The organism is Arthrobacter sp. NyZ413 (assembly GCF_049390645.1).
Taxonomy (GTDB): domain Bacteria; phylum Actinomycetota; class Actinomycetes; order Actinomycetales; family Micrococcaceae; genus Arthrobacter.
This window is the reverse complement of record NZ_CP155434.1, coordinates 4,127,101-4,150,842: the sequence shown is the minus strand read 5'-3', so window position 1 is coordinate 4,150,842 and position 23,742 is coordinate 4,127,101. Positions and strand designations below refer to the sequence as shown.

Below are 23,742 nucleotides of genomic sequence, written 5' to 3'. Positions count from 1 at the left end.
CACGCCAGTCGCTCGCACTGGGTTCCACCCAAGCACCACCTCTAAGCCGCAGGGGCCGTACTGGCGGCTGCCGCACCGGTAGTTCCCGCAGACCTGTACTACCGGCATGACACAGTCTTCGGTCCCCGGCGCTGACACCCAGCGCCGGGGACCGAAACCATCCCAGCCACAAACCTTTTTAGTTCCCTTAGTGAGGGCGTGATCCGCGTGTTCGAAATCCCCGCAGTCTCCTGGGCCCTCACGGCCGTGCTGTCCACCGCCGGCGCCTACCACCTCTACCTCGCAGCCCGCGCCCGCCAGGCCACGGACCGCATCAACGAAGCCCTGCACGCCCTCATGCACGCCGCCATGGCCGCCATGATCTGGAACCTCGCCCCCGCCGCCCTCCTGGCCCAGATCGGCATCCTCACCGCCGCCGCGCTCTGGTTCACCCTCCAAGCCATCGCCCGCCCCGAATACAAACTCCTCTGCACCGGCACCCAAGGCCGCATCACCTGCGCCTACCACGCCGCCACCATGGCCGCCGCCGCCCTCATGCTCACCATGATGAACACCCCCACCACCGGCCCAGGAACCACCGGAACCAGCGGCACGGGAACCACCGGTACGGGAACCACCGGCATGCCTCACATGAACATGGGAAGCATGGGAAGCATGGGAAGCATGGACATGGGCTCCATGCCCATGAACCACCACACCACCGCCGCCGCCGGGACAGGCGCAGGCAACCCGCTCACCTCGCTCTTGACCCACCAAGGCGCCCCCGCCCTCATCCTGGCCATCCTCTTCGGCGCCGCAGCAATCACCTTCACCACCCTGCTCCTGCGCCGCCAACCCACCACCGGCCAGGCCAAGCACCACAACAAACACCACAACCGCACCAAACACGCCCTCGAGGCCACTGGCGCCGCCACCATGGCCCTCATGTTCGCCACCATGACGGCGTAGGCCACGACACTTTCACCCGCGGCAGCTCCCGAATTCCAACGCCTGAAACCCATCAACCTGAAGGACCATTTCCCATGCGCGTTCACATCGCAACCGACCATGCCGGCCTGGATCTCAGCTCCCACCTCATCTCCGCTCTCTCAGCCAGTGGCTACGAGATGGTGGACCACGGGCCGCAGAGCTACGATGCCGAGGATGACTACCCCTCCTTCTGCATCAACGCGGCACGTGCCGTCGTCGCGGACCAGGCAGCCGGCGTCGACGCACTGGGCATCGTGCTGGGCGGTTCCGGCAACGGCGAGCAGATCGCAGCGAACAAGGTAGAGGGAGTCCGGGCGGCTTTGGCCTGGAACCTTGAAACTGCCCGCCTGGCCCGCGAGCACAATGACGCCAATGTGGTGGCTGTGGGCGGACGCAAGCACAGCGTGGATGAGGCCACCGAACTCATCGAGGCATTCCTGGCTGAGCCGTTCAGCAAGGCCGAACGCCACGTGCGCCGCATCGGCAAGATCGCAACCTACGAAACCACCGGCGAAGTGGTCGAATAAAGCAAAACCGGCTTAAAAGGGTGGGGCCCGGCGGGACACATGTCCCGCCGGGCCCCACCCCTTTTAACTACTAGACCGTCAACGCATGAAGGGGAACGGCCGCTTCTTCCACCGGGAAGGACGGCAGGTTGACCCCGGCCATTTCTTCCATGACGCGAACAACCTGGCAGCTATAGCCGAACTCGTTGTCGTACCAGACGTAGAGGACCAGGTTCTTGTTGTTGGAAATGGTGGAAAGGCCGTCAACGATGCCGGTGCGGCGGGATCCCACGAAGTCCGTGGAGACGACCTCGGGGGAGTCGATGTAGTCGATCTGTTCGCGCAGGTCCGAGTACAGCGACATTTCGCGGAGGTAGTTATTGACTTCATCCTTGGTGGTGGAGGCCGCCAAGCTGAGGTTGAGCACAGCCAAGGATACGTCCGGGGTAGGGACACGGATGGAACTTCCCGTGAGCCTGCCTTCGAGTTCAGGCAGGGCCTTGGAAACGGCCCGGGCGGCGCCGGTTTCCGTGATGACCATGTTCAGCGCGGCAGAGCGTCCACGGCGGTCGCCCTTGTGGAAGTTGTCGATCAGGTTCTGGTCATTGGTGAACGAATGGACGGTCTCCACGTGGCCGTGGACCACGCCGAACTGGTCGTTGATGGCCTTCAGGACCGGCGTAATGGCGTTCGTGGTGCACGACGCCGCGGAGACGATGGTGTCTTCGTCCAGGATGGTGCCATGGTTGATGCCGTGCACAATGTTCTTCAGTCCGCCCTTGCCCGGCGCGGTCAGCAGGACACGGGACACGCCCTTGCTTTGCAGGTGTTGGGACAAGCCCTCGGCGTCGCGCCAACGCCCGGTGTTGTCCACCACCAGCGCGTTCTCAATGCAATACGCGGTGTAGTCGATCGTGGCGGGGTTGTCCGAGTAGATGACCTGGATCTGGACGCCGTTGGCCGTAATGGTGTTGGTTTCGGTGTCCACCTTGATGGTTCCCTCGAAAGGACCGTGCACCGAATCGCGACGCAGGAGGCTGGCCCGCTTGGCGAGGTCGTTCTCGGAACCGCGGCGTACCACGATCGCGCGCAGGCGGAGGCCGTGGCCGCCACCGGCCTTTTCGATCAGGAGGCGGGCGAGCAGGCGGCCGATCCGGCCGAAACCGTAAAGTACGACGTCGGTACTGGTGCGGTCGTCTGCGCCCCGCTTCCCGACGAGGTCAGCCAGCTCGAGAAGGAGGAATTCCTCCAGGGCCAGGTCACCGCCGTCGGACTTGAACTTCTGGTTGAGCCGGGCGATATCGATCGCCGCGGCGCCAAGGTTCAATTGCGCCAGCGTGTTCAGGATCGGCGCCGTCTCTTCGAGGGGGAGCTCCGTGGTGCTGATGCGGCGCGCGAAGCGGTGCGCCTTGAGGATGCTCATGGTGGACTTGTTGACCAGGCTTCGGCCATGAATGCTGGTCACCACGTTGTTTTCGCGGTATAGCCGGCCGATCACCGGAATCATTGCCTCGGCAAGAGCCTCGCGGCTCATCCACGTATCCAGATATGAATCTGACGTCTGGCTCATAAGGCTGCCTTCCTGGGGTAGGGATTTTTGTTCTGCGACGTAGTGCCGGGTCGAGAATTCCAGGGGCGGATCCCGGCGGCTGGGTTTTAGGCGTGTGTGAGTTGGCCGTTGGCGCGGAGGGATTCGATGGCTTCTTCGGGTGAGGGTTTGCCGTAGACGGAGGATCCTGCGACGAAGACGTTGGCGCCTGCTTCTGCGGCGCGGATGATGGTTTCTTCGGTGATGCCGCCGTCGACTTGGATGGCGACGTTGGCGCCGGAGCCGTCGATGGCTTGGCGGGCACGGCGGATTTTGGGGAGCATGACGTCGAGGAAGGCTTGGCCTCCGAACCCGGGTTCGACGGTCATGATCAGGAGCATGTCCAGTTCGGTGAGCATGTCCAGGTAGGGTTCGACCGGGGTGGCCGGGCGCAGGGCCATGCCTGCTTTGGAGCCGCGGGCGCGGAGTTCGCGGGCGAGTTTGATGGGGGCGTCGGAGGCTTCGACGTGGAAGGTGACCGAGTCCAGGCCGGCGTCGGCGTAGTGGGGTGCCCAGCGGTCGACGTTGGCGATCATGAGGTGGGCGTCCAGGGGGACGGGGCTGACCTTTTGGATGCGTTCGACGACGGGCAGGCCGATGGTCAGGTTGGGGACGAAGTGGTTGTCCATGACGTCCACGTGTACGGCGTCGGCGTTGCTGATGCGGGCGAGTTCGGCCTCGAGGTTGACGAAGTCGGCCGAGAGGATGCTGGGGTTGATGCAGCACTGCAAGGGTGAAATAGACATGATCCCTGTCTTTCAATAGAGCATTCGGGTGATATTGCGAGCAGGGAGTGGAGACCCCGGAGGGTCTCCACTCCCGGGAGAAGGATGGCGGATCGAGGATCCTGCCGGACTACGAGGCCTTGCGCGCGGAGGCGAGGGCGCCTTCGACGTCGGCGAGGAGTTCCTTCCAGGAGGCCACGAACTTGTCGAGGCCTTCGGTTTCAAGCTGCGCGACGACGTCGTTGTAGGAAACGCCGAGGCCTTCGAGGGCGCTCAGGACCTTCTTGGCTTCCTCATAGGTGCCTGCGATGGTGTCGCCGGTGACCACGCCGTGGTCGAAGGTGGCGTCGAGGGTCTTTTCCGGCATGGTGTTCACGACGCCTTCAGCGGCAAGCTCGGTCACGTAGAGGGTGTCCGGGTACGCCGGGTCCTTCACGCCGGTGGAGGCCCACAGCGGACGCTGCGGACGGGCACCGGCTTCGGCGAGCACGGCCCAGCGCTCGGTGGAGAACAGCTCCTCGTAGACCTGGTAGGCGAGGCGGGCGTTGGCGACGCCGGCCTTGCCCTTGAGGGCCTTGGCTTCCTCGGTGCCGATCGCGTCCAGGCGCTTGTCAATCTCGGTGTCCACGCGGGAGACGAAGAACGAGGCCACGGAGTGGATCTTGGAGAGGTCGTGGCCGTTCTCCTTCGCCAGCTTCAAGCCTGACTGGAAAGCGTTGATCACCGCGCGGTAGCGCTCGAGGGAGAAGATCAGGGTCACGTTGACGCTGATGCCCTCGCCCAAGGTCGACGTGATGGCCGCGAGGCCTTCGAGCGTGGCAGGGATCTTGATGAGGACGTTGTCCTTGTCCACCTTCTTGTAGAGGTGCTTCGCCTCGGCGAAGGTGCCGTCGGTGTCCCAGGCAAGGCGCGGGTCCACCTCGATGGAGACGCGGCCGTCGACGCCGTTGGTCGCCGCAGCGATCGGAGCGAAGAGGTCGCACGCGTCGGCGACGTCGGTGGTGGTGATCTCGAAGATCGCTTCTTCGACGGACGCGCCCTTGGCGGCTTGCTCTGCGATCGCGGCGTCGTAGTCGTTGCTGGAGGTGATCGCGGCCTGGAAGATCGACGGGTTGGTGGTCACGCCGACGACGTTCTTTTCGTCGATGAGCCTTTGGAGGCTGCCGCTGGAGAGGCGCTCACGGGAAAGGTCATCGAGCCAGATGGAGACGCCGGCGGCGGAAAGCTGTGCGGTGGGTGTTGCGTTGGTCATGTCTTCTGCTACTTCCTCTGGGCTGTGGTGGTGCCTAGTTGCTTGCTGCTGCGAGGGAGTCCTTCGCGGCGGCGGTGACGGCTTCGGCGGTGATGCCGAATTCGGTGAAGAGCCGCTTGTAGTCCGCGGAGGCGCCGTAGTGCTCGAGGCTGATGGAGCGGCCGGCGTCGCCGACGAATTCCTTCCAGCCCAGGGCCAGGCCGGCTTCGACCGAGACACGGGCCTTCACGGCTGCCGGGAGCACGGACTCACGGTAGGCGGCGTCCTGCTTGGTGAACCATTCCACGCACGGCATGGAGATGACGCGGGTGGGGATGCCTTCGGCCTGCAGGGCCTCGCGGGCCGAAACGGCCAGCTGGACCTCGGAACCGGTGGCGATCAGCAGCACCTGCGCCGGGACGGTGGCGCCGTTGCTGGATGCTTCGGCCAGGACGTATCCGCCCTTGGCCACGCCGGCGGTGGAAGCGAAGGTGTCACCCTGGGCCGCACCAGTACCACGTGCAAAGACGGGAACGTTCTGGCGGGTCAGGACGATGCCTGCGGGGTTCTCGTGGTTCTCCAGCATGGTCTTCCACGCAACGCCGACCTCGTTCGCGTCCGCCGGACGGACGACGTCCAGGCCGGGGATCGCACGCAGGGTGGAGAGCTGCTCGACCGGCTGGTGGGTAGGTCCGTCTTCGCCCAGGCCGATCGAGTCGTGCGACCAGACGTAGATCGACGGGACACCCATGAGCGCCGAGAGGCGGATCGCGGGCTTCTGGTAGTCCGAGAAGATCAGGAAGGTGCCGGAGAACGCGCGGGTGCGTCCGTGCAGGCTGATGCCGTTCACGATCGAGGCCGCGGCGTGCTCACGGATGCCGAAGTGCAGTACCCGTCCGTAGGGGTTGCCCTTCCACGCTTCGGTGGAGCGTGAGGCCGGGATGAACGAGGGGGAGCCTTCGATCGTGGTGTTGTTGGACTCGGCGAGGTCGGCGGACCCGCCCCAGAGTTCGGGCAGGACCGGGCCGAGGGCGTTCAGGACCTTGCCGGACGCGGCACGGGTGGAAACATCCTTGCCGGCTTCGAACGTCGGCAGGGCGGCGTCGATCCCGGACGGAAGCTTCTTCGCCTCGACACGTTCGAGCAAGGCAGCAGCCTCGGGGTTGGCGGACTGCCAGGCCTCGAACCCTTCCTGCCACGCGGCACGGGCTTGCGCGCCGCGCTCGGTAGCGGCACGGGCGTGGGCGAGGACCTCGTCCTCGATCTGGAAGGACTTGGCGGGGTCGAAGCCGAGGACTTCCTTCAGGCCGGCGACTTCCTCGGCGCCCAGGGCGGAGCCGTGGATCTTGCCGGTGTTCTGCTTCTTCGGGGCCGGGTAGCCGATGATGGTGCGCAGCGAAATGATCGAGGGCTTGGAGGTTTCGGCCTTGGCCGCCAGCAGCGCGGAGTAGAGTTCCTGGACGTCTTCGACGTACTCGCCGGTCTTGGTCCAGTCCACGCGCTGGGTGTGCCAGCCGTAGGATTCGTAGCGCTTGAGGACGTCTTCGGTGAACGCGATGTCGGTGTCGTCCTCGATGCTGATGTGGTTCTCGTCGTAGACCACCACGAGGTTGCCCAGTTCCTGGTGGCCGGCCAGCGAGGACGCTTCGGAGGTCACGCCTTCCTGCAGGTCCCCGTCGGAGGCGATGACCCAGATCGTGTGGTCGAACGGGGAAGTGCCGGCGGGGGCGTCGGCGTCGAACAGGCCGCGCATGCGGCGCTGGGAGTACGCGAAGCCGACCGAGGAAGCCAGGCCCTGGCCCAGCGGGCCGGTGGTGATTTCCACACCCGCGGTGTGCTTGTATTCCGGGTGGCCCGGAGTCAGCGCACCCCAGGTACGCAGGGCTTCCAGGTCGGACATTTCGAGGCCGTAGCCGGAGAGGAACAACTGGATGTACAGGGTCAGGGAGCTGTGGCCCGGGGAGAGGATGAACCGGTCACGGCCGATCCAGTCCGGGTTCTTCGGGTCGTGGCGCATCAGCTTCTGGAACAACAGGTAGGCGGCCGGGGCGAGGCTCATCGCCGTGCCCGGGTGGCCGTTGCCGACCTTCTCCACGGCGTCAGCGGCCAAAACACGCACCGTGTCAACGGCACGCTGGTCCACGCTGGTCCAGTCAAGTGTTGCGGTGCTGTCAGCGACAAGTGTCGCGGTTGCTGTCGGGTTCACGATTTGTCCTCTTCGATAATGGGTCATCGGCCAACATCGGCCGAACGGGTATTTTCCGGTTGACATCCATAATCTCGATACAAACGGGTAGGTGTAACACTGTTTTCTGACGGTTCTAACTACCCTTTAGGACTGCGCGGAGGGTTTCACCCGTCGGTAAACTGTCCAAATGGGCGCAATCGCCGTTTGTCAGCCCCGGGCGTTGTGCCCTGGTTTTGTTAACTTCGAACCAGATAGAGCCGATCATGAAAATTGGAATCCTTACCAGCGGTGGCGACTGCCCCGGACTGAACGCCGTCATCCGCGGTGCCGTACTCAAAGGCATCGCCGTCCACGGCCAGAAATTTGTGGGATTCCGTGACGGCTGGCGTGGTGTGGTGCAGGGTGACGTCGTCGATATTCCGCGGACCATGGTCCGCGGCATCGCCAAGCAGGGCGGCACCATCCTGGGTACCTCCCGCACCAACCCGTTCGAAAACGGCGGCGGCCCGGACGTCATCAAGGCCCACATGGAACGGCTCGGCATCGACGCCATTATCGCGATCGGCGGCGAAGGGACCCTCGCCGCGGCGAAGCGGCTCACCGACGCCGGACTGAAGATCGTCGGCGTGCCCAAGACCGTGGACAACGACCTCGACGCCACCGACTACACCTTCGGGTTCGACACCGCAGTACAGATCGCCACCGAGGCCATCGACCGGCTCCGCACCACGGGCGAATCGCACCACCGCTGCATGATCGCCGAAGTCATGGGCCGCCACGTCGGCTGGATCGCCCTGCACGCCGGCATGGCCTCCGGCGCCCACGCGATCCTCATCCCGGAACAAAAGGTCAGCATCGAACAAATCTCCAAATGGGTCCAGGAAGCCCACGACCGCGGACGCGCACCCCTCGTGGTCGTAGCCGAAGGCTTCGTGCCGGACCACATGGAAGCGCCCCATTCCGAACGCGGCCTGGACACCTTCGGCCGCCCGCGCCTCGGCGGCATCGCCGACCAGTTGGCTCCGGAGATCGAGGCCCGCACCGGCATCGAAACCCGTGCCACGATCCTGGGACACATCCAACGCGGCGGCGTCCCCTCGGCCTTCGACCGGGTCCTCGCCACCCGCCTCGGCATGGCCGCCATCGACTCGGTGGTCGAAGGCCGGTGGGGCAATATGGTTTCCCTCAAGGGCACGGATATTGAGCATGTTGCCTTCGAATCGGCTTTGGGCAAGCTCAAGACCGTCCCCCAGCACCGCTACGACGAAGCCGCCGTCCTCTTCGGCTAGGAATACTGCCTGTCAGTAACGCGGCCTGAGCTGGCAGCGCCACTCGGCCGGCCGGCGTCGGAACGTGGCGGTGAGGCTGTGCCTGCAGACGCGGCCGTGCCAACCGGACGAGTGTGGCCGATGCCAACCCATCCTCATAGCAGCGCTCCCGACGCGGCGCTCAAGATCGACGCCAAGCCGTCGGTGGAGTCAGTGGGTGCCGGAGTCGAGGCGATGCTGCTCTGGTCTGAGGGCCGCGGCTTCGAATGGCCGGGAGGGTTGGGGGAACCCGGATCGCTCGGCGTCGGAGTGGGGGTTGAAGGATCCGTGGGGCTCGGCGTCGGCCTCGGATACCGCGGCCCGGACGTGCCGGGGTCGGATGGCGTCGGGCTCGGAACAACCGGTTGCGCGGGATCGGCGGGCGCCGGCACGGCCGGAACAGCGGGTGCCGGCACCGCGGGAACGATCGGCGCGAGGCTCGGCGGAAGTGCCGACGGGGTCACGCCCGGCACCTGGATACGGATGGGCGGGGTGGCTACCCGCTCCGAACCGCTGCTGGAAGATGAGCCTTGCGCGGGATGGTTCGCCTCGGCGGATTGACTCGCGTTGGTGGCCTTGGACGTCGCGGTCGGTGTCGTCGTCGTGCCGGGGGTGGTGCTCGCGCCCGTGGACGGGGCTGCGTTCTCCGGCGAGTTCTGGTCTCCGGTGTCGCCGGAATCCTGGGTCTGGCTATCCGTATTGAACAGCGGCAATTCAAGCGCGTGACCGATCGAACTTGCCGTCAGGACGAGGCCGACGGCGCCCGCCACTACCGCCATCCGCTGGCTCATGGCCTTGAAGTTCGCTGCCTTCTTCAGGACGGCGTGCGGTTCCTTGCTGAACGACGAGCCCGAGAACGACGCCGGGGCGATGCTGCTGCGGACCGGAGCGGTTGTGGACTCTGCCGCCGCCACGGGGAGCGGCACCGTCGGGGGTCCTGGCGTGGTGGACGCGGCAGGCGCCTGGCCCGCTTCGGCGGCCCTCTTGCGCTCAGCGGCCCGGGCGGCCGCGCGCGTGGTGGGTGCCGCCGTCGTACTTTCGAAAGAAGTAGCGGGAACCGAAGGTGCGCTCGGTTCGGCCCGACGGCGACCGCTTGGCTTGGTGGGTCCGGCCGGATTTTGGGCGCGGCGCGGCTGATCCATGGTTGGGGACATGGTGGTTGCCTCTCTACGCCTGCGAGGTTAGCTGTCGGGTTCGGACGAGGCCGTCCGGCCGCTGGGCGGCTTCACCCCGAGGGCCCATGGAGGGTAGGCCCGGAGACTGTGGGTCCCCCGTCTCTGCCGCGGGTCTGGCGGATTCCGGGTTGCGGCAGAGCTCGGCGTCAGCCCGGAAGCGCCCCAGTTGGGGAATGGAGCGCCCTTCGACCGTACAGGAGGCTGGAGGCAAAGTCACATTTAGGTAACGGGATGGTTACTGGAATCCGCGCAAGGCTAGCTTTCCATGCCGGCATGCGGGTAGAACAGGGTCGTATGGAGCTGCCAGTGATGCCGCCGATCCCGCCCATGCTCGCCAAGCCTGTTCCCTCGATCCCTGACGTAGGGCACTTCGAGCCGAAATGGGATGGCTTCCGGACAATCGTTTTCAAGGATGGCGACGAGATCATCCTTGGCAGCCGCAACGAACGCCCGATGACAAGGTACTTCCCCGAGCTCATCGACGCCCTGCGCCTGAACCTTCCGCCCAAATGCGTGGTCGACGGCGAGATCGTCCTGATCTCGGGCACCCGCCTTGACTTCGAAGGGCTTCAGCAGCGGATCCATCCGGCCGAGAGCCGGGTGCGGCTGCTCGCGAAAAACACGCCAGCGTCATTCATTGCCTTCGACATCCTCGCGCTGGACGACCAGAACCTCATGGACCGGCCCTTCGCCGAGCGGCGCGCCGCCCTCGAGGGCGCGTTGGCGGGGGCGAAGGCGCCTGTTTTCGTCACGCCCGCCGTCCAGGAATTGAGCCGGGCCCAAGAGTGGTTCGCGCTCCTTGAAGGAGCAGGGCTCGACGGCGTGCTGTCCAAACCGCTCGACGGAACCTACCAGCCGAACAAGCGGGTCATGTTCAAGACCAAGCACGAGCGGACGGCGGACTGCGTGGTGGCGGGATTCCGCTGGCACAAAACGGCCAAGGTGGTCGGGTCGATGTTGCTGGGCCTCTACGATGACGGAGGACGGTTGCAGCACGTGGGCGTTGTGGCTTCCTTCCCCATGGCGCGACGCCAAAGCCTGGTGGCCGAACTCGAGCCGTACCAGACCGGGCTTGGCGAACATCCTTGGGGAGATTGGGCGGGGCAAGGTTCAGGTTCCTCCGCCTCCCGGATGCCTGGCGGGCCCAGCCGGTGGAGCGCCGGCAAGGACTTTTCCTTCGTGCCGCTCCGCCCGGAACTCGTGGTCGAGGTGGCGTACGACTTCATGGAAGGCGACCGATTCCGGCATACCACCCAGTTCCGCCGCTGGCGCCCGGACCGCGAGCCGGAAAGCTGCACTTACGCGCAGTTGGAGGTATCAGCCGATTATGACCTTGGGGAGGTCCTGCCGCTGCGTTGACCTACCCTTCGTGTCCCTGGTCCGGGTTCACCGAGGCCGCGGACTCTTCCTGGGAACGCTTTTGTTTGTCCAGCCAGGCCATGACGTCCGCGAGCCGGATGCGCCGGTGCGTTCCGCGGTATTCCACCGGGATTTCGCCGCGATCCGTCATGTTGCGCAGATAGGTGTGCGATATTCCGGCGAGCTCGGCGGCCCTCGACGTCGTGAGCATTTCCTCCACGCTGCTCACCGTCACCGCTTCGCCGCGGCCCAGCCGCGAAAGGAGGTCGACGACGGCGTCCCTCGCCTCGTTCGGCAGCCGATGGACCGTGCCGTCGACGAAGACAGTGACGTCGTCGCTGTCCTGGAGGGCGCGGGCCAGGTTCCGTGCGTCGTCTGCGGGCAGGCCGGGCGTCACCCGGGGAGCTATCAATGCCATGGCAGAAGCCTAGCTTTAGACGAACCCGGGCTTTAGACGAAACCCAGCGCTTTCGAGATATCGCGGGCACCCTGTTGCAGTTGGTCCAAGGTATCCGGCAGTTGATCCGACTTCAGCCGCTGGACAGGGCCGTTGATCGTGAAAACGCCCACCACGGAACCTGCGAGGTCGTGGACCGGGACAGCGACGACGAAGAGGCCTTCCTCAAGTTCGTTGTCGATGACGGCGTAGCCCTGTTCCCGGATCTTTTGCAACTCCTGCAGGAGCGCTTTCCGGCTGGTGATGGTGTTGGGCGTGTACCTTTCCAGCTTCTCGGGCAGTGCCTCGGCGAGCCTGTTGTCGCTCAATTGGGCAAGAAGGAGTTTACCCGTGGCGCTCGCGTGCATCGGGTACGTCTCGCCGACGTACAGCGAGACGTTCAGGTACCGGGTGGCAGCGGCTTCCGCGATGACGTCGTAGGCAAGATCGCCCCTGACCATCGCGAAGCTCACGGTCTCGTTGAGTTTGCGGGCGTATTCGTCGAGCACGGGCTGGATCCTGGCGACCGCCCCGGCGTAGGGATCGGCGAGCCGGCCCAGCCGGGCCATCTCCCACCCAAGCATGTAGCGGTTGTCCACACGGTCCACGAAGCCCGTCTGCTCCAGGCTGAGGAGAAGGCGGAACGCCGTAGGCCGGGTGATCTTCACAGCCTGTGCCAGTTCGGTGACGGTGATGCCTTGTTTGTGGCGTCCGAGTTCGCTCAGTATGACCGTGGCCTTGATGACGGACTTGTTGGTCAGGTCTGCGGCCTCATCGTGGGTGGACTCTTCGGCCGCCGATTCGCTCAGTGTGTCTGCCCTTGGTTCCGTTGCCATGTAAGCTCCCGGTTCGCGTTGGCCCAAAGCGCGCCGGCCTTGGTGGTTGATAACCATCCTATGCTCTTTCAACTGGCGAACGGGGCGTTCAAAGCCACCTCAACCCCCCTCGAGTTTGTGTACAGATCACACCCCTCAAAACGAGGTTTAAGGGGTGTGATCTGTACACAAACTCCGGAGAGGGGAGGGTTACCTCTGGGCCGACTTGGCCAAGGGTGCCGAGGTGTCGCTCAGGCTGAGGCCCTTCGTTTCGGGTGCAAGGTACTGCGAGATCACGGCGCCGATCAACATGGTGGTTCCCACGCCCAGCCTGTCCACGGACATCGGGAGGATGAAGGTGCCCGCCGCAGCGCCGATCCGCGAGAACGCGGCGGCGGTTCCTCCGCCCGGTGGCCTACCAGAACTTCCCCGAGGAGCTCCGGCCGGCACCGCTGCAGGATGCCAACCCGTGGAAAGTCCGCCGACTGATCGACGGCGAACCTCAGCAGTCAGTTCAACCTTAGAGGCCGAGCTCTTCGAGGACGGGCAGCTTGGCGCGCACCCATGCCTTGGCATCGAGGGCATCGGGCGCAGAAAGCGCCAAACGGGCCAGTTCCTGTGCCTGCTCCAGCGTGACCGTCCTCAGGACAGTGCCCACCGCGGCAAGCGAGCGGGCGGTCATCGAGAGGGTGGTCACGCCCAGTCCAACGAGTACGACGGCGAGGGCCGGGTCCGCGGCCGCCTCACCACAGACACCCACGGGCTTACCGTTGCCTTCTTCGAGTGAACCCGCGACGGTCAGCTGCACAAGACGCAGCACGGCAGGCTGCCACGGAGTGTTGAGCTCGGCGAGGGGTCCGAGCTGGCGGTCGGCGGCCATTGCGTACTGGGTGAGGTCGTTGGTTCCCAGGGAAGCGAATCCAACGTGGCGCAGGACCGCGGCCGAGGTCAACGCGGCCGATGGCACTTCCACCATCACGCCCGGAGTCTTGATTCCCGCGGCGTCGCACATGGAGGCGAAACGCGCTGCCTCCGCCGCCGTCGAAATCATGGGTGCCATGACCCAGACGTCAGCCTCGGATTCCCGGCTCGCGGCCGCGATTGCCTCGAGTTGGCGCTCCAGGACGCCGGGCGTCGTGAAGTCGGTGCGGTAGCCGCGGACGCCGAGGGCAGGGTTCGGTTCGCTGGCGTCGGTGAGGAAGGGCAGGGGCTTGTCGGCGCCGGCGTCGAGCGTGCGGAGCACCACTTTCTTGCCCGGGAAAGCGTCGAACACGCCCTTGTACGCGGCGGCTTGTTCTTCCACGGTCGGCTCGGTGTCGCGTTCCAGGAAACAGAATTCCGTGCGGAACAGGCCAACGCCCTGGGCGCCGAGCGCCGCGGCCTTGGCGGCGTCCTTCGCCCCGCCCACGTTGGCGAGGAGGGGCACCAAGTGGCCGTCCGCCGTCGTGCCGTTTCCGTCGAATACCGCAAGGGTAGCGGCGTTCTCCAGCCATGTGAGTGCCGCAGTGCGATGCTCTTCGGTGGGCTCAACGGTGAGGGATCCGGCGGCGCCATCAACAAAGACTTCGGTCCCGTCCGGGATGTCGTCCACGCCGTGGGCCGCGACGACGGCGGGCAGGCCGAGCGAGCGCGCGATGATTGCTGTGTGGGACTGCGGTCCGCCGCCGGAGGTGACGAGTGCCTTCACGAGGAGGGGATCCAGTGTTGCGGTGTCGGCAGGAGCCAGGTCTTCGGCAACCAGGATGAATGGAGCGTCCGACGCCGGGATCCCCGGGGCGGGGACTCCGCGGAGTTCGGCGACAATGCGGGCGCGTACGTCGAGGACGTCCGTAGCACGCTCGGCCATGTAGCCGCCCAGGTTGTGGAGCATTTCGGAGACCGAGGCGCCTGCTTCCCAGATGGCGCGTTCGGCGGAGGTGCCCTTGTTGATGAGCTTGGCGGCCGACTTCAGGAGCATGGTGTCCTTGGCCATGAGCGCGGTGGCTTCCAGGACTTTCTGGCCATCTCCGCTGGCCTTGTCCGCGCGTGCCTTGAGTTCGTCGTGGACTGATTGTGCCGCCGTCTTGAGCCCTGCGATGGCGTCTTCCGCGCTGACGGAAGCGGCTAGCTGTTCGCCCGACGGCGGTTCGCTGACTGGCTTGGGCATCTGGCGGATAGTGCCGATGACGCGGCCCGGGCTGACGCCTACTCCTTGGAAATTCTGCACTGAAATCCTCTGTTCCTGCTCGTGGACCGGACCCCGGTGGCTGCGGCGCCTCGTGACCCGAAAAAATCCCCTGTGATTCACTTCATATAGCGTTGCTATAGGTGCTAGGGTAGCGGCTATGAGTTTCGATGACCAGCTTCCGCCCAAAACTCGGCTGCTTCGCGCTGCTGCCGAGTTGCTGGCGAATTCGGACGGGTCACCGGTCTCTACGCGCCAAATCACCAAGCTTGCCGGGGTTTCGGCGCCGACGCTCTACCACCACTTCGGCGACAAGGAGGGGCTGTTCGACGCCGTTGTTTCAGCCGGCTTCGAGGAGTACGTGGCGGGGGAGCGGGATTTCGCACCCTCCGGGGAACCCCTGGAGGATGTCCGGCGGATGTGGGACAACCACGTCAAGTTCGGGCTTACCCAGCCGCACCTTTATTTGGTGATGTTCGGCAATATCCGTCCAGAGAGCAGGCCGTCCATCGTGGCCGATGCCGAGGCGCTCCTGGAGGAAATGCTGAACAAGGCAGCGATCGCCGGGCAAATCAACGTACCCCCGCGCGAGGCAGCGAGGAGCATTCTCGCGGCCAATGTGGGAGTCACGCTCATGCTCATTGCGGAACCCTTGGAAGACCGGAATATCGAGCTCTCCACCATGACCCGGGATTCCATGATTTTCGCCGTGTCCACGGATACCGCCCGTGGCGCCGCAACAGGCGACTCCGGCAAGTCGTCAGTTGTTGTTGCGGCAATCGCCCTGAATGCGGCACTGCAGGCCTCCCATTCAGACCAACTATCCAGTTCTGAGTTGAAGCTGTTCCTCGAATGGCTCCACCGGATTTCCAGCAGCTCCTAAGAGCTGTCCTCCTTCGATACATATCGACTGATCCCGCACGGCTGCGGGACTCACGTTAGGAATTCACCCATGGCAACAGCGACCGTTGCGAAACCGCGCACCAGCATGCGCGTGCATGTCCAAAGGTTCGGAACATTCCTCTCCGGCATGATCATGCCCAACATCGGTGCCTTCATCGCATGGGGCATCATCACGGCCCTTTTCATCCAGACTGGCTGGCTGCCCGTCCCCGAACTCGGCGGCTTCGGCAACAGCGCTGCTGGCACCCCGAACGTGGGCCTTGTTGGCCCTATGATCACCTACCTCCTGCCCCTCCTGATCGCCTACACCGGCGGCAAGATGGTCTACGACGTCCGCGGCGGCGTCGTCGGCGCCATCGGCACCATGGGCGTCATTGTCGGTGCCGGTATCCCGATGTTCATCGGCGCCATGATCATGGGTCCGCTGGCCGGCTGGACGATGAAGAAGATCGACTCCATCTGGGACGGCAAGATCCGTCCCGGCTTCGAGATGCTGGTCAACAACTTCTCGGCAGGCATTTGGGGAGCATTGCTCGCCCTGTTCGGATTCTTCGGCATTTCGCCCGTGGTGGCCAACTTCAGCTCCGCGGCAGGCAATTTCGTCGAGTTCCTGGTGCACAACGGACTCCTTCCGCTGACCAGCATCTTCATCGAGCCCGCCAAGGTCCTCTTCCTGAACAACGCCATCAACCACGGCGTGCTGACCCCGCTGGGGATCCAGCAGTCGCTCGAACAGGGCAAGTCCATCCTGTTCCTGCTTGAAGCCAACCCCGGTCCGGGTGCCGGACTTCTCCTCGCCTACATCTTCTTCGGACGCGGGGCAGCCAAGGCCTCGGCACCTGGCGCACTGATCATCCAGTTCCTTGGCGGCATCCACGAGATCTACTTCCCGTACGTCCTCATGCGCCCGCTGCTCATCCTCGGAACCATGGCCGGCGGCATGACGGGCATTGCGACGCTTGCCATCACCAACTCCGGCCTCGTCGCTCCGGCGGCCCCGGGATCCATCTTCGCGGTCCTTGCCCAAACGGCCCGCGACAGCTATTTTGGCGTGATTTTGTCTGTCGTCCTGGCAGCAACCGTTTCGTTCCTGGTCTCTTCGCTGATCCTCCGGACCACGCACCACAGCGACGAAGTGGACCTCGGCTCTGCCACCTCCAAGATGGAAGAGCTCAAGGGCAAGAAGAGCTCCGTCGCCTCCACCCTCGTGGGTGCTGGCGTCGGAACCGCCGTCATGACCCGCCCGATCGAGAACATCGTCTTTGCTTGCGACGCCGGCATGGGCTCCAGCGCCATGGGTGCCTCGGTATTGCGCAACAAGATCAAGGCGGCGGGCTTCCCGGAAGTCAAGGTGACCAACGCGTCCATTGCCAACCTGCGTGACGACTACGACGTCGTCGTCACGCACCAGGACCTGACTGAACGCGCCCGCCCGGCCACCTCCAGCGCCGTGCACGTCTCCGTGGACAACTTCATGAACAGCCCGCGGTACGACGACATCGTCGAAATGGTCAAGGAAAGCAAGGCGGGACCCGGCGCTGAAAGCACGACGCCGCCTGCCGAACCGGCCGCCCAAGGCGGCGGTGCCCACGCGGCCGAGCCATCCGACGTCGGGGGCAAGGATGTCCTGCTGGCCCAAAGCGTAGTCCTGAACGGAACCGCGAGGGACCGCGATTCGGCCATCGACGAAGCCGGCCAGCTCCTGCTGGACCGAGGAGCCGTGGACACCAGCTACGTGCAGGCCATGCACCAGCGCGAGGAATCCGTGTCCACCTACATGGGCAGCTTCCTGGCCATCCCGCACGGCACCAACTCCGCGAAGGACCACATCAAGCACTCGGGCGTGTCGATTGTCCGCTATCCCGAGGGCATCGACTGGGCCGGCAAGCAAGTCAAGTTCGTCGTCGGCGTGGCCGGCATCAACAACGAACACCTCCACATCCTGTCCTCCATCGCCAAGATCTTCACGGACAAGGCGCAAGTGGCCCAGCTTGAGCAGGCCACGTCGGTGGACGAAGTGCTGGAACTGTTCGGAAAGGTCAACGCATAGTGAAGGCAGTCCATTTCGGGGCCGGGAACATCGGACGGGGATTCGTGGGCTTGCTGCTGCACGAGGCTGGTTACGAGGTGGTTTTCGCGGACGTCGCGGAAGCACTGATCAGCCAACTCGCCGCCGCGTCCTCCTATGAGGTCCACGAGGTCGGCGAGAATGCGGCGGTCAAGACCGTGTCCGGTTTCCGGGCCCTGAATTCGGGCACCCAGGAGGCAGCCGTCGTCGCGGAAATCGCGACGGCGGATGTCGTCACCACGGCCGTGGGGCCGCACATCCTCAAGTTCGTGGCACCCGTGATTGCGCGCGGCCTCGCGGGCCGCTCGCCGTCGTTGGCTCCCTTGCAGGTGATGGCCTGCGAGAACGCGATCAATGCCACCGACCTCCTGCAGGCGGAAGTGCTGGCGGCTTGGGACGGGGCCGCGGGGGACCTTTCCGCGGTGGCCGTGTTCGCCAACACCGCGGTGGACAGGATCGTTCCCAACCAGGCTCCGGGGCAGGGGCTGGACGTCACGGTCGAGACGTTCTATGAGTGGGTCATCGATCGCACTCCGTTCGGGGGCGCCGCGCCGGTCATCCCCGGCGCGACCTTCGTGGACGAGCTTGGTCCCTACATCGAACGGAAGCTGTTCACGGTCAACACGGGACACGCTTCGGCGGCGTACTTCGGCTATGGGGCCGGCCTGGAGAAGATTTCCGATGCCATGGCGGATGCTTCGGTGGCTGCGCGGGTACGGGCTGTGTTGGAGGAGACCAAGCAACTCCTCGTGGCCAAGCACGAGTTCGTCGAGGCGGAGCAGGAAGCGTATGTGCAGAAGATCCTGTCCCGCTTCACCAATCCATACCTGCCGGACACCGTGTACCGCGTCGGTCGCGCCCCGTTGCGCAAGCTGGGTCGCCATGAGCGCTTCATCGGACCCGCCGCGGAACTCGCCGAACGCGGAGTCACCCCGGTTGCCCTGCTGGACGCGATGTCGGCAGCCCTGCGTTTCGACGACGGAGCAGACGACGAAGCCGTGGAACTCGCCCGGATGCTCGCGGAAATGGACGCCGCCGACGCCGTCGAACGCATCACGGAACTGCCGCCGTCGCACCCGTTGTTCCCGCAAGTGCAAAAGCTGATCGAGGAGCGCAAAGCCGAGGTGTAGGGCCTGCGGGCCGCTCGCCCACAACTGGATGGAAAAGACGAAACCGCTCCTGCGCATCTTGTGCAGGAGCGGTTTCGCTTTTGGCGCGCGTTGCTACCGGGAGCTCACGACGGCGGCCGTTTCGGTTTCCGCCATGGCTTTCCACTCTGCCACCCGGGCCTGGTGGAGGGGCGTCTTCCGGACCACGAAGTAGGCCACGCCCAGGATGGCGAACCAGGCGGGGGTGACGAGCAGCGCGGTGAGCGTGTCGGGCTGCGTGGTCAGGGCCCACACGAGGAACGCGAAGAAGGCGAAGACCACCCACACCATCGCGATGCCGCCGGGCATCTTGAACGGGGAGGCCTCATGCAGGTGCGGACGGCGCTTCCGGTAAACAAGGTAGCTGGCCAGGATGATGGACCAGACGAACATGAAGCAGACCGCGGAAACGGTGGTCACCATGTCGAAGGCCGCTCCGATGTCCTTGCCCGCGTAAAGCAGTACGACGCCGGACAGCAGCAGGACGCAGGACAGGAACAGGGCGTTCTGCGGAACCTTCCGGCGGGACAGGCGGCCGAACACCTTGGGTGCGTCGCCGTCGTTCGCCAGGCCGAACACCATGCGGGACGTCGAGTAGATGCCCGAGTTGGCCGAGGACATCGCGGAGGTCAACACCACGAGGTTCACCACGGTGGCCGCGATCCCCAGTCCCGCGAGCGAGAACATGGCGATGAACGGGCTGTGGCCGGCCTTGAATTCGGTCCACGGGATGACGGACATCAGGATGATGAGGGCGCCGACGTAAAAAAGCATGACCCGGACGGGGATGGCGTTGATGGCGCGGGGCAGGTTGTGCTCCGGGTTCTTGGTCTCGGCAGCTGCGGTGCCCACCAGTTCGATGCCGACGAACGCGAAGACGGCAATCTGGAATCCGGCCACGAAGCCCATGAATTCCTTGGGGAAGAAGCCGCCGTGGCTCCAGAGGTTGGTGAAGCTCGCTGCTCCGGCGTCGGACTTGAAGCCGGAGAAGATCATCACGAGGCCAACAATGATCAGCGCGGCGATGGCAACGATCTTGATGAGGGCGAACCAGAATTCGGTCTCGCCGAAGGCCTTCACCGTGGGGAGGTTCAGCGCGAGGAGGATGGCGATGGTGGCCAAGCCCGGGATCCAGAGCGGCACGCCGGGCCATAGCTCCTTTGCGTACCCGGCGATGGCGATGACGTCGGCAACTCCAGTGACAACCCAGCAGAACCAGTACGTCCAGCCCGTGAAGAAGCCTGCCCAGGGACCGAGGAGGTCGCCCGCGAAATCGCTGAACGATTTGTAGTTGAGGTTGGACAACAGGAGCTGGCCCATTGCCCGCATGACGAAGAACAGCATGAAGCCGATGATCATGTACACGAAGATCACGGAGGGGCCGGCAACCGAGATCGTCTTGCCGGAGCCCATGAAGAGGCCCGTGCCGATCGCGCCGCCAATGGCGAGCAATTGGATGTGGCGGTTGCTGAGTGAACGCGCGAGATGAGGTTCACTGTCTTTGCTTGAGGCGCTGCGCTGCCCCTTTGTTGTCTGTTCAGACATATCTGCATCCTTCAGGTGATTCGCCACGATGGTGACGTGGCTAACAGATCGGCTAGATAAAGGTAGCGCGAAGCCTCCGGAAAGTTGTGATTGAACGTTTCACTCGAAATTCTTGCCGGTTGTGGTTCAGGTCTGTTGATATTTAGGCTGCCTAACTGTTAGGATACCTAAATATGAACACCGATCGACCCGAGGAAACGCTCATGGCCCTCGCCCAATCCTTCCGGGAAGCGCTGCGGCAAAGCGTCTACGTGATGCGCCGCCTTGATTCAGAAGAGCAGCTCAGCGCGGCACAGTTGGGGGTCCTCAAGATGGCGCTCGACGGCGGTGCCCGCGTCGGGGCGATCGCCCGGAACCTTGGGGTCAAGGTCCCCAGCGCAACGGAACAGATCATCAAGCTCGAACGCGCAGGCCTGGTCAAGCGCGAGGCCGACCCCGACGATTCCCGCGCCGTACGGGTCGTAGCGACGCAGGCGGGGCATGCCGCCATCGAGAATGCCGACCGCCGGCGTAACGAATACATTGCCGGGATCCTTGGCACGCTCAGCGAAGCGGAACGCGACGCCATCGCCGCCGCCCTGCCGGTATTCGGCAAGATCAACAACTCATTCCAGAACTAACGGAAAAACAAGGAGAGCAGTCCATGAAAGGCCAGCTCGCAGGCCAACTGCAGCCAGCGGAAGAAACCCTCGAGGCCGAGAAAGCCTCGTTCATCAAGCAGCCCAAGGCTGTGTGGGCCACGGCCCTCGCCGCGGTCTTCGCTTTCATGGGCATCGGCTTGGTGGATCCGATCCTTCCCGCCATCGCCAAGAACCTCCAAGCGAGCCCCAGCCAGGTATCGCTGCTTTTCACGAGCTACTTCCTGGTCACCGCCGTCGCGATGCTCGTGACCGGATTCGTCTCATCGCGCATCGGCGGAAAGAAGACGCTCATGATCGGCCTGGCGCTGATCGTGGTGTTCGCCTCGCTGTCCGGCCTTTCCGGCAGCGTGGGTGAACTGGTTGGATTCCGGGCGGGTTGGGGACTCGGGAACGCGCTCTTCGTGGCCACCGCGCTCGCGGTGATTGTCGGCGTCGCAAGCGGTGGGACCGGAACCGCGATCATCCTGTATGAAGCCGCCCTCGGGCTCGGCATCTCCCTCGGCCCCCTGCTCGGCGCCCTCTTGGGCGGTTGGCAGTGGCGCGCACCGTTCTTCGGCACCGCGGTCCTCATGGCCGTTTCCTTCATCGCCTTGATGGCGCTCCTGCCCAAGACCCCTACCCCCGCCAAGAAAGCCCGGCTGCGTGACCCGCTCCTCGCACTCGGCCACAAAGGACTGCGCACCACTGCCGCAAGCGCCCTCTTCTACAACTACGGCTTCTTCACCATCCTGGCGTTCACCCCGTTCATCCTGGGAATGGACGCCTACGGAATCGGTGCGGTGTTCTTCGGCTGGGGCGTGGCCGTGGCGGTGTTCTCGGTCTTCGTGGCTCCCGTGCTGCAGCGCCGCTTCGGCACCACCAATGTGCTGGTCGGCACTCTGGGTGCGCTTTTGCTCGACCTTGCCGGGCTGGGACTGGCCGCGGGGCACTCGGTGACTGCCGTCGTCGTACTTGTCATCGTGGCGGGAGCCTTGCTGGGCATCAACAACACCCTCTATACCGAGCTGGCGATGGAAGTGTCCGATTCGCCGCGTCCCGTTGCGTCGGCAGGGTACAACTTCGTGCGCTGGATGGGTGGCGCACTGGCCCCGTTCGTTGCGGCACAGCTTGGTGAGCACTTCGGTCCGCAGGTGCCGTTCTTCGCCGGCGCGGTCGCCCTCGCCATCGCGATCCTGGTGGCCCTCGGCGGCCGCCGCTACCTGAAGACCCACGAGCCGCACCTCGTTTAGATCCTTGCTGGAAACGTCAACGGCAGGCAGTCCAAAAGACTGCCTGCCGTTGACGCCGTTCGTTTACCGGGCCGGAACCTTAGTGCGCCGAGACCGATTCCTTCGCGGCGGCCTTCGGATCCGTCAGCTTCTTGTTGGGCAACGCGAAGCTGATGAGGAACGCGATACCGGTCAGGACCGCGGCGGTCAGCATGACGCCGTCGATCGCCTGTGCGAAGCCCTCAGTGATGGGCCGGGTGAGCACGGGGTTGGCGTGGTGCAGCCAGCTCGTGTCATTCAGGGAGTCGTTGCTGGCGCCGTTCTTGAAGAAGTCGTACAGCTTGGCGTTTGCGGGATCGGCGGCGACGGCCGGGTCCTTGAGGACCTTGAGGTAGTCGGCACTGCCCATCGCGTCCTTCATGCCGGAAGCGATCTTGTCCGCGGCCAGGCTGAAGAGCATCGAGATGAAGACCGCGGTTCCCACGGCGCCACCCATCGAGCGGAAGAACGCGGCGGTGGACGTGCCCACGCCCATGTCTTTCGCCGGGACGGAGACCTGCATGGCCAAGGTGAGCGGCTGCATGCAGAAGCCCAGGCCGACGCCGAAGAACACGGCGATCAGGCCGGGAACCCACAGGCCGGTGTCCACTCCGAGGGACAGGCCCATGGCGACGGCGGACGCCGTCAGGACTGCGGTGCCGATGATCGGGAAGACGCGGAAAACGCCCGACGACGAGATGGTGCGTCCCGCTGTGATGGAACCGAAGAGGATGCCCACCGTGAAGGTGATCATCAGGAGGCCGGCCTCGGTAGGGGTGAGGCCCTTGACGAGCTGCAGGTACATCGGGAGCATCGCGATCGCGCCGAACATGCCGATGCCGATGATGAAGTTCAACAGCGAGGACAAACCGAAAGTGATGTTCTTGAAGAGCCGCAACGGGATCAGGGCGTAATCGCCGGCGCGCTTCTCCACGAGCAGGAACGCGACAATACCCACGAAGCCCACGCCGTAGCAGATCCACGAGTTCGTGGAGGTCCAGCCCCAGCTGCGGCCCTGTTCGGCCACGAGGAGCAGCGGCACGATTGCCAAGGTGATGGCAGCGGCGCCCCAGTAGTCGATCTTTTGCTTGACGTGCTTGGCCGGCAGGTGCAGGAAGATGAAGACAACCACCAGCGCTGCGAGGCCGATCGGCAGGTTGATGAAGAAGACCCAGCGCCAGCCGTCGAAGCCGAGGATGTGCGAAGCGCCGGCGAAGGCGCCGCCGATCACGGGTCCGAGCACGGAGGAAACGCCGAACACGGACATGAAGTAGCCCTGGTACTTGGCGCGGTCCTTGAGCGCGACGATGTCGCCGATGATGGTCAGCGCGAGGGCCAACAGGCCGCCGGCGCCCATGCCTTGGATGCCGCGGGCGATGGCGAGTTCGGTCATGGAGTGGACCGATCCGGCGTACAGGGAGCCGGCCAGGAAGATCAGGATGGCAGCCAGGTAGAGTGGCCGGCGGCCGAAGATGTCGCTGAGCTTGCCGTACAGCGGCGTGCTGACGGTGGAGGTGATGAGGTAAGCCGTGGTGGCCCATGCCTGGAGCGAGAGGCCGTCGAGATCGTTGGCGATGGTGTAGATGGACGTGGACACGATGGTCTGGTCCAGCGATGACAGGAACATGCCGAGCATGAGGCCCACCATGACGGTAAGCGTCTGACGGTGCGTCAGGACCTCACCGGCGGCCCGTACGGGCGTGGTTTTGGACATTGCTTCTCCAAGG

At 64.7% G+C, this 23,742-nt stretch carries 20 protein-coding genes and 1 riboswitch; of the genes, 9 read left to right on the top strand and 11 right to left on the bottom strand.

What is annotated here, in order from left to right:
* Positions 1–198 precede the first annotated feature (198 nt).
* Positions 199–948 (top strand): DUF5134 domain-containing protein, encoded by a 750-nt coding sequence (locus ABCW42_RS19360; protein ID WP_423182711.1) that lies wholly within the window; start codon positions 199–201, stop codon positions 946–948.
* Between the two features lie 74 nt (positions 949–1,022).
* Entirely contained in the window at positions 1,023–1,496 is a 474-nt protein-coding gene (locus tag ABCW42_RS19355; RefSeq protein ID WP_423182710.1) for a ribose-5-phosphate isomerase, read from the top strand.
* Positions 1,497–1,566: 70 nt separating this feature from the next.
* Here the strand turns inward: ABCW42_RS19355 and ABCW42_RS19350 are convergent, their stop codons facing one another.
* From ABCW42_RS19350 to tkt, 4 genes are all read right to left on the bottom strand, one after another.
* Positions 1,567–3,009, bottom strand: coding sequence for a glyceraldehyde-3-phosphate dehydrogenase (locus ABCW42_RS19350; RefSeq protein ID WP_423182709.1), 1,443 nt, complete (start codon positions 3,007–3,009; stop codon positions 1,567–1,569).
* Between the two features lie 122 nt (positions 3,010–3,131).
* Entirely contained in the window at positions 3,132–3,809 is a 678-nt protein-coding gene (rpe, locus tag ABCW42_RS19345) for a ribulose-phosphate 3-epimerase (protein WP_423182708.1), read from the bottom strand.
* A gap of 109 nt (positions 3,810–3,918) precedes the next feature.
* On the bottom strand, positions 3,919–5,040 hold the full coding sequence (gene tal, locus ABCW42_RS19340; protein ID WP_423182707.1) for a transaldolase: 1,122 nt from the start codon (positions 5,038–5,040) through the stop codon (positions 3,919–3,921).
* 34 nt (positions 5,041–5,074) lie between these two features.
* On the bottom strand, positions 5,075–7,225 hold the full coding sequence (gene tkt / locus ABCW42_RS19335; protein WP_423182706.1) for a transketolase: 2,151 nt from the start codon (positions 7,223–7,225) through the stop codon (positions 5,075–5,077).
* Between the two features lie 245 nt (positions 7,226–7,470).
* Between tkt and ABCW42_RS19330 the strand changes: the two genes are divergently transcribed.
* Entirely contained in the window at positions 7,471–8,496 is a 1,026-nt protein-coding gene (locus ABCW42_RS19330) for a 6-phosphofructokinase (protein ID WP_423182705.1), read from the top strand.
* 134 nt (positions 8,497–8,630) lie between these two features.
* Here the strand turns inward: ABCW42_RS19330 and ABCW42_RS19325 are convergent, their stop codons facing one another.
* Positions 8,631–9,668: a hypothetical protein gene (locus ABCW42_RS19325; protein WP_423182704.1), complete on the bottom strand. Its 1,038-nt coding sequence runs from the start codon at positions 9,666–9,668 to the stop codon at positions 8,631–8,633.
* A gap of 4 nt (positions 9,669–9,672) precedes the next feature.
* Positions 9,673–9,818: riboswitch (cyclic di-AMP (ydaO/yuaA leader) on the bottom strand.
* Between the two features lie 165 nt (positions 9,819–9,983).
* On the opposite strand from ABCW42_RS19325, the gene ABCW42_RS19320 reads away from it, so the two are divergent.
* Entirely contained in the window at positions 9,984–11,048 is a 1,065-nt protein-coding gene (locus ABCW42_RS19320) for an ATP-dependent DNA ligase (protein WP_423182703.1), read from the top strand.
* A gap of 1 nt (position 11,049) precedes the next feature.
* Here ABCW42_RS19320 and ABCW42_RS19315 read toward each other — a convergent pair whose 3' ends face one another.
* From ABCW42_RS19315 to ptsP, 4 genes are all read right to left on the bottom strand, one after another.
* Positions 11,050–11,466 (bottom strand): helix-turn-helix domain-containing protein, encoded by a 417-nt coding sequence (locus ABCW42_RS19315; protein ID WP_423182702.1) that lies wholly within the window; start codon positions 11,464–11,466, stop codon positions 11,050–11,052.
* A 32-nt stretch (positions 11,467–11,498) separates the two neighbouring features.
* The gene (locus ABCW42_RS19310; protein WP_423182701.1) at positions 11,499–12,320 is read right to left on the bottom strand and encodes an IclR family transcriptional regulator; all 822 of its coding nucleotides are present in this window, start codon (positions 12,318–12,320) and stop codon (positions 11,499–11,501) included.
* A gap of 189 nt (positions 12,321–12,509) precedes the next feature.
* Entirely contained in the window at positions 12,510–12,749 is a 240-nt protein-coding gene (locus tag ABCW42_RS19305) for a hypothetical protein (RefSeq protein ID WP_423182700.1), read from the bottom strand.
* Positions 12,750–12,819: 70 nt separating this feature from the next.
* Positions 12,820–14,505, bottom strand: a complete 1,686-nt coding sequence (ptsP, locus tag ABCW42_RS19300; protein ID WP_423182699.1) for a phosphoenolpyruvate--protein phosphotransferase — start codon at positions 14,503–14,505, stop codon at positions 12,820–12,822.
* A 118-nt stretch (positions 14,506–14,623) separates the two neighbouring features.
* Between ptsP and ABCW42_RS19295 the strand changes: the two genes are divergently transcribed.
* The 3 genes from ABCW42_RS19295 to ABCW42_RS19285 all read left to right on the top strand — a co-directional run bounded on the left by ABCW42_RS19295 (position 14,624) and on the right by ABCW42_RS19285 (position 18,564).
* On the top strand, positions 14,624–15,346 hold the full coding sequence (locus tag ABCW42_RS19295) for a TetR/AcrR family transcriptional regulator (RefSeq protein WP_423182698.1): 723 nt from the start codon (positions 14,624–14,626) through the stop codon (positions 15,344–15,346).
* A 69-nt stretch (positions 15,347–15,415) separates the two neighbouring features.
* Positions 15,416–17,416, top strand: coding sequence for a PTS mannitol transporter subunit IICBA (locus ABCW42_RS19290; RefSeq protein ID WP_423182697.1), 2,001 nt, complete (start codon positions 15,416–15,418; stop codon positions 17,414–17,416).
* A complete protein-coding gene (locus tag ABCW42_RS19285) occupies positions 17,416–18,564 on the top strand; it encodes a mannitol-1-phosphate 5-dehydrogenase (RefSeq protein ID WP_423182696.1) in 1,149 nt (382 codons plus the stop codon). The genes ABCW42_RS19290 and ABCW42_RS19285 overlap by 1 nt, the downstream gene beginning before the upstream one ends.
* Positions 18,565–18,657: 93 nt before the next feature.
* Here ABCW42_RS19285 and cycA read toward each other — a convergent pair whose 3' ends face one another.
* Positions 18,658–20,127 (bottom strand): D-serine/D-alanine/glycine transporter, encoded by a 1,470-nt coding sequence (gene cycA, locus ABCW42_RS19280; RefSeq protein ID WP_423182695.1) that lies wholly within the window; start codon positions 20,125–20,127, stop codon positions 18,658–18,660.
* Between the two features lie 173 nt (positions 20,128–20,300).
* Between cycA and ABCW42_RS19275 the strand changes: the two genes are divergently transcribed.
* Both ABCW42_RS19275 and ABCW42_RS19270 read left to right on the top strand, forming a co-directional pair.
* A complete protein-coding gene (locus ABCW42_RS19275) occupies positions 20,301–20,747 on the top strand; it encodes a MarR family winged helix-turn-helix transcriptional regulator (RefSeq protein ID WP_423182694.1) in 447 nt (148 codons plus the stop codon).
* A gap of 23 nt (positions 20,748–20,770) precedes the next feature.
* Positions 20,771–21,997 (top strand): MFS transporter, encoded by a 1,227-nt coding sequence (locus ABCW42_RS19270; RefSeq protein ID WP_423182693.1) that lies wholly within the window; start codon positions 20,771–20,773, stop codon positions 21,995–21,997.
* Positions 21,998–22,076: 79 nt separating this feature from the next.
* On the opposite strand, the gene ABCW42_RS19265 is transcribed toward ABCW42_RS19270, so the two are convergent.
* The gene (locus tag ABCW42_RS19265; RefSeq protein ID WP_133206447.1) at positions 22,077–23,729 is read right to left on the bottom strand and encodes an MDR family MFS transporter; all 1,653 of its coding nucleotides are present in this window, start codon (positions 23,727–23,729) and stop codon (positions 22,077–22,079) included.
* Between the last annotated feature and the right edge of the window lie 13 nt (positions 23,730–23,742).

What these genes read in the sequence shown, in the direction of transcription:
- ABCW42_RS19355 (WP_423182710.1), top strand. Translation starts at nt 1,023, where the DNA reads ATGCGCGTTCACATCGCAACCGACCATGCCGGCCTGGATCTCAGCTCC.
- ABCW42_RS19350 (WP_423182709.1), bottom strand. Translation starts at nt 3,009, where the DNA reads ATGAGCCGCGAGGCTCTTGCCGAGGCAATGATTCCGGTGATCGGCCGG.
- rpe (WP_423182708.1), bottom strand. Translation starts at nt 3,809, where the DNA reads ATGTCTATTTCACCCTTGCAGTGCTGCATCAACCCCAGCATCCTCTCG.
- tal (WP_423182707.1), bottom strand. Translation starts at nt 5,040, where the DNA reads ATGACCAACGCAACACCCACCGCACAGCTTTCCGCCGCCGGCGTCTCC.
- ABCW42_RS19330 (WP_423182705.1), top strand. Translation starts at nt 7,471, where the DNA reads ATGAAAATTGGAATCCTTACCAGCGGTGGCGACTGCCCCGGACTGAAC.
- ABCW42_RS19325 (WP_423182704.1), bottom strand. Translation starts at nt 9,668, where the DNA reads ATGTCCCCAACCATGGATCAGCCGCGCCGCGCCCAAAATCCGGCCGGA.
- ABCW42_RS19320 (WP_423182703.1), top strand. Translation starts at nt 9,984, where the DNA reads ATGGAGCTGCCAGTGATGCCGCCGATCCCGCCCATGCTCGCCAAGCCT.
- ABCW42_RS19315 (WP_423182702.1), bottom strand. Translation starts at nt 11,466, where the DNA reads ATGGCATTGATAGCTCCCCGGGTGACGCCCGGCCTGCCCGCAGACGAC.
- ABCW42_RS19310 (WP_423182701.1), bottom strand. Translation starts at nt 12,320, where the DNA reads ATGGCAACGGAACCAAGGGCAGACACACTGAGCGAATCGGCGGCCGAA.
- ABCW42_RS19295 (WP_423182698.1), top strand. Translation starts at nt 14,624, where the DNA reads ATGAGTTTCGATGACCAGCTTCCGCCCAAAACTCGGCTGCTTCGCGCT.
- ABCW42_RS19290 (WP_423182697.1), top strand. Translation starts at nt 15,416, where the DNA reads ATGGCAACAGCGACCGTTGCGAAACCGCGCACCAGCATGCGCGTGCAT.
- cycA (WP_423182695.1), bottom strand. Translation starts at nt 20,127, where the DNA reads ATGTCTGAACAGACAACAAAGGGGCAGCGCAGCGCCTCAAGCAAAGAC.
- ABCW42_RS19275 (WP_423182694.1), top strand. Translation starts at nt 20,301, where the DNA reads ATGAACACCGATCGACCCGAGGAAACGCTCATGGCCCTCGCCCAATCC.
- ABCW42_RS19270 (WP_423182693.1), top strand. Translation starts at nt 20,771, where the DNA reads ATGAAAGGCCAGCTCGCAGGCCAACTGCAGCCAGCGGAAGAAACCCTC.
- ABCW42_RS19265 (WP_133206447.1), bottom strand. Translation starts at nt 23,729, where the DNA reads ATGTCCAAAACCACGCCCGTACGGGCCGCCGGTGAGGTCCTGACGCAC.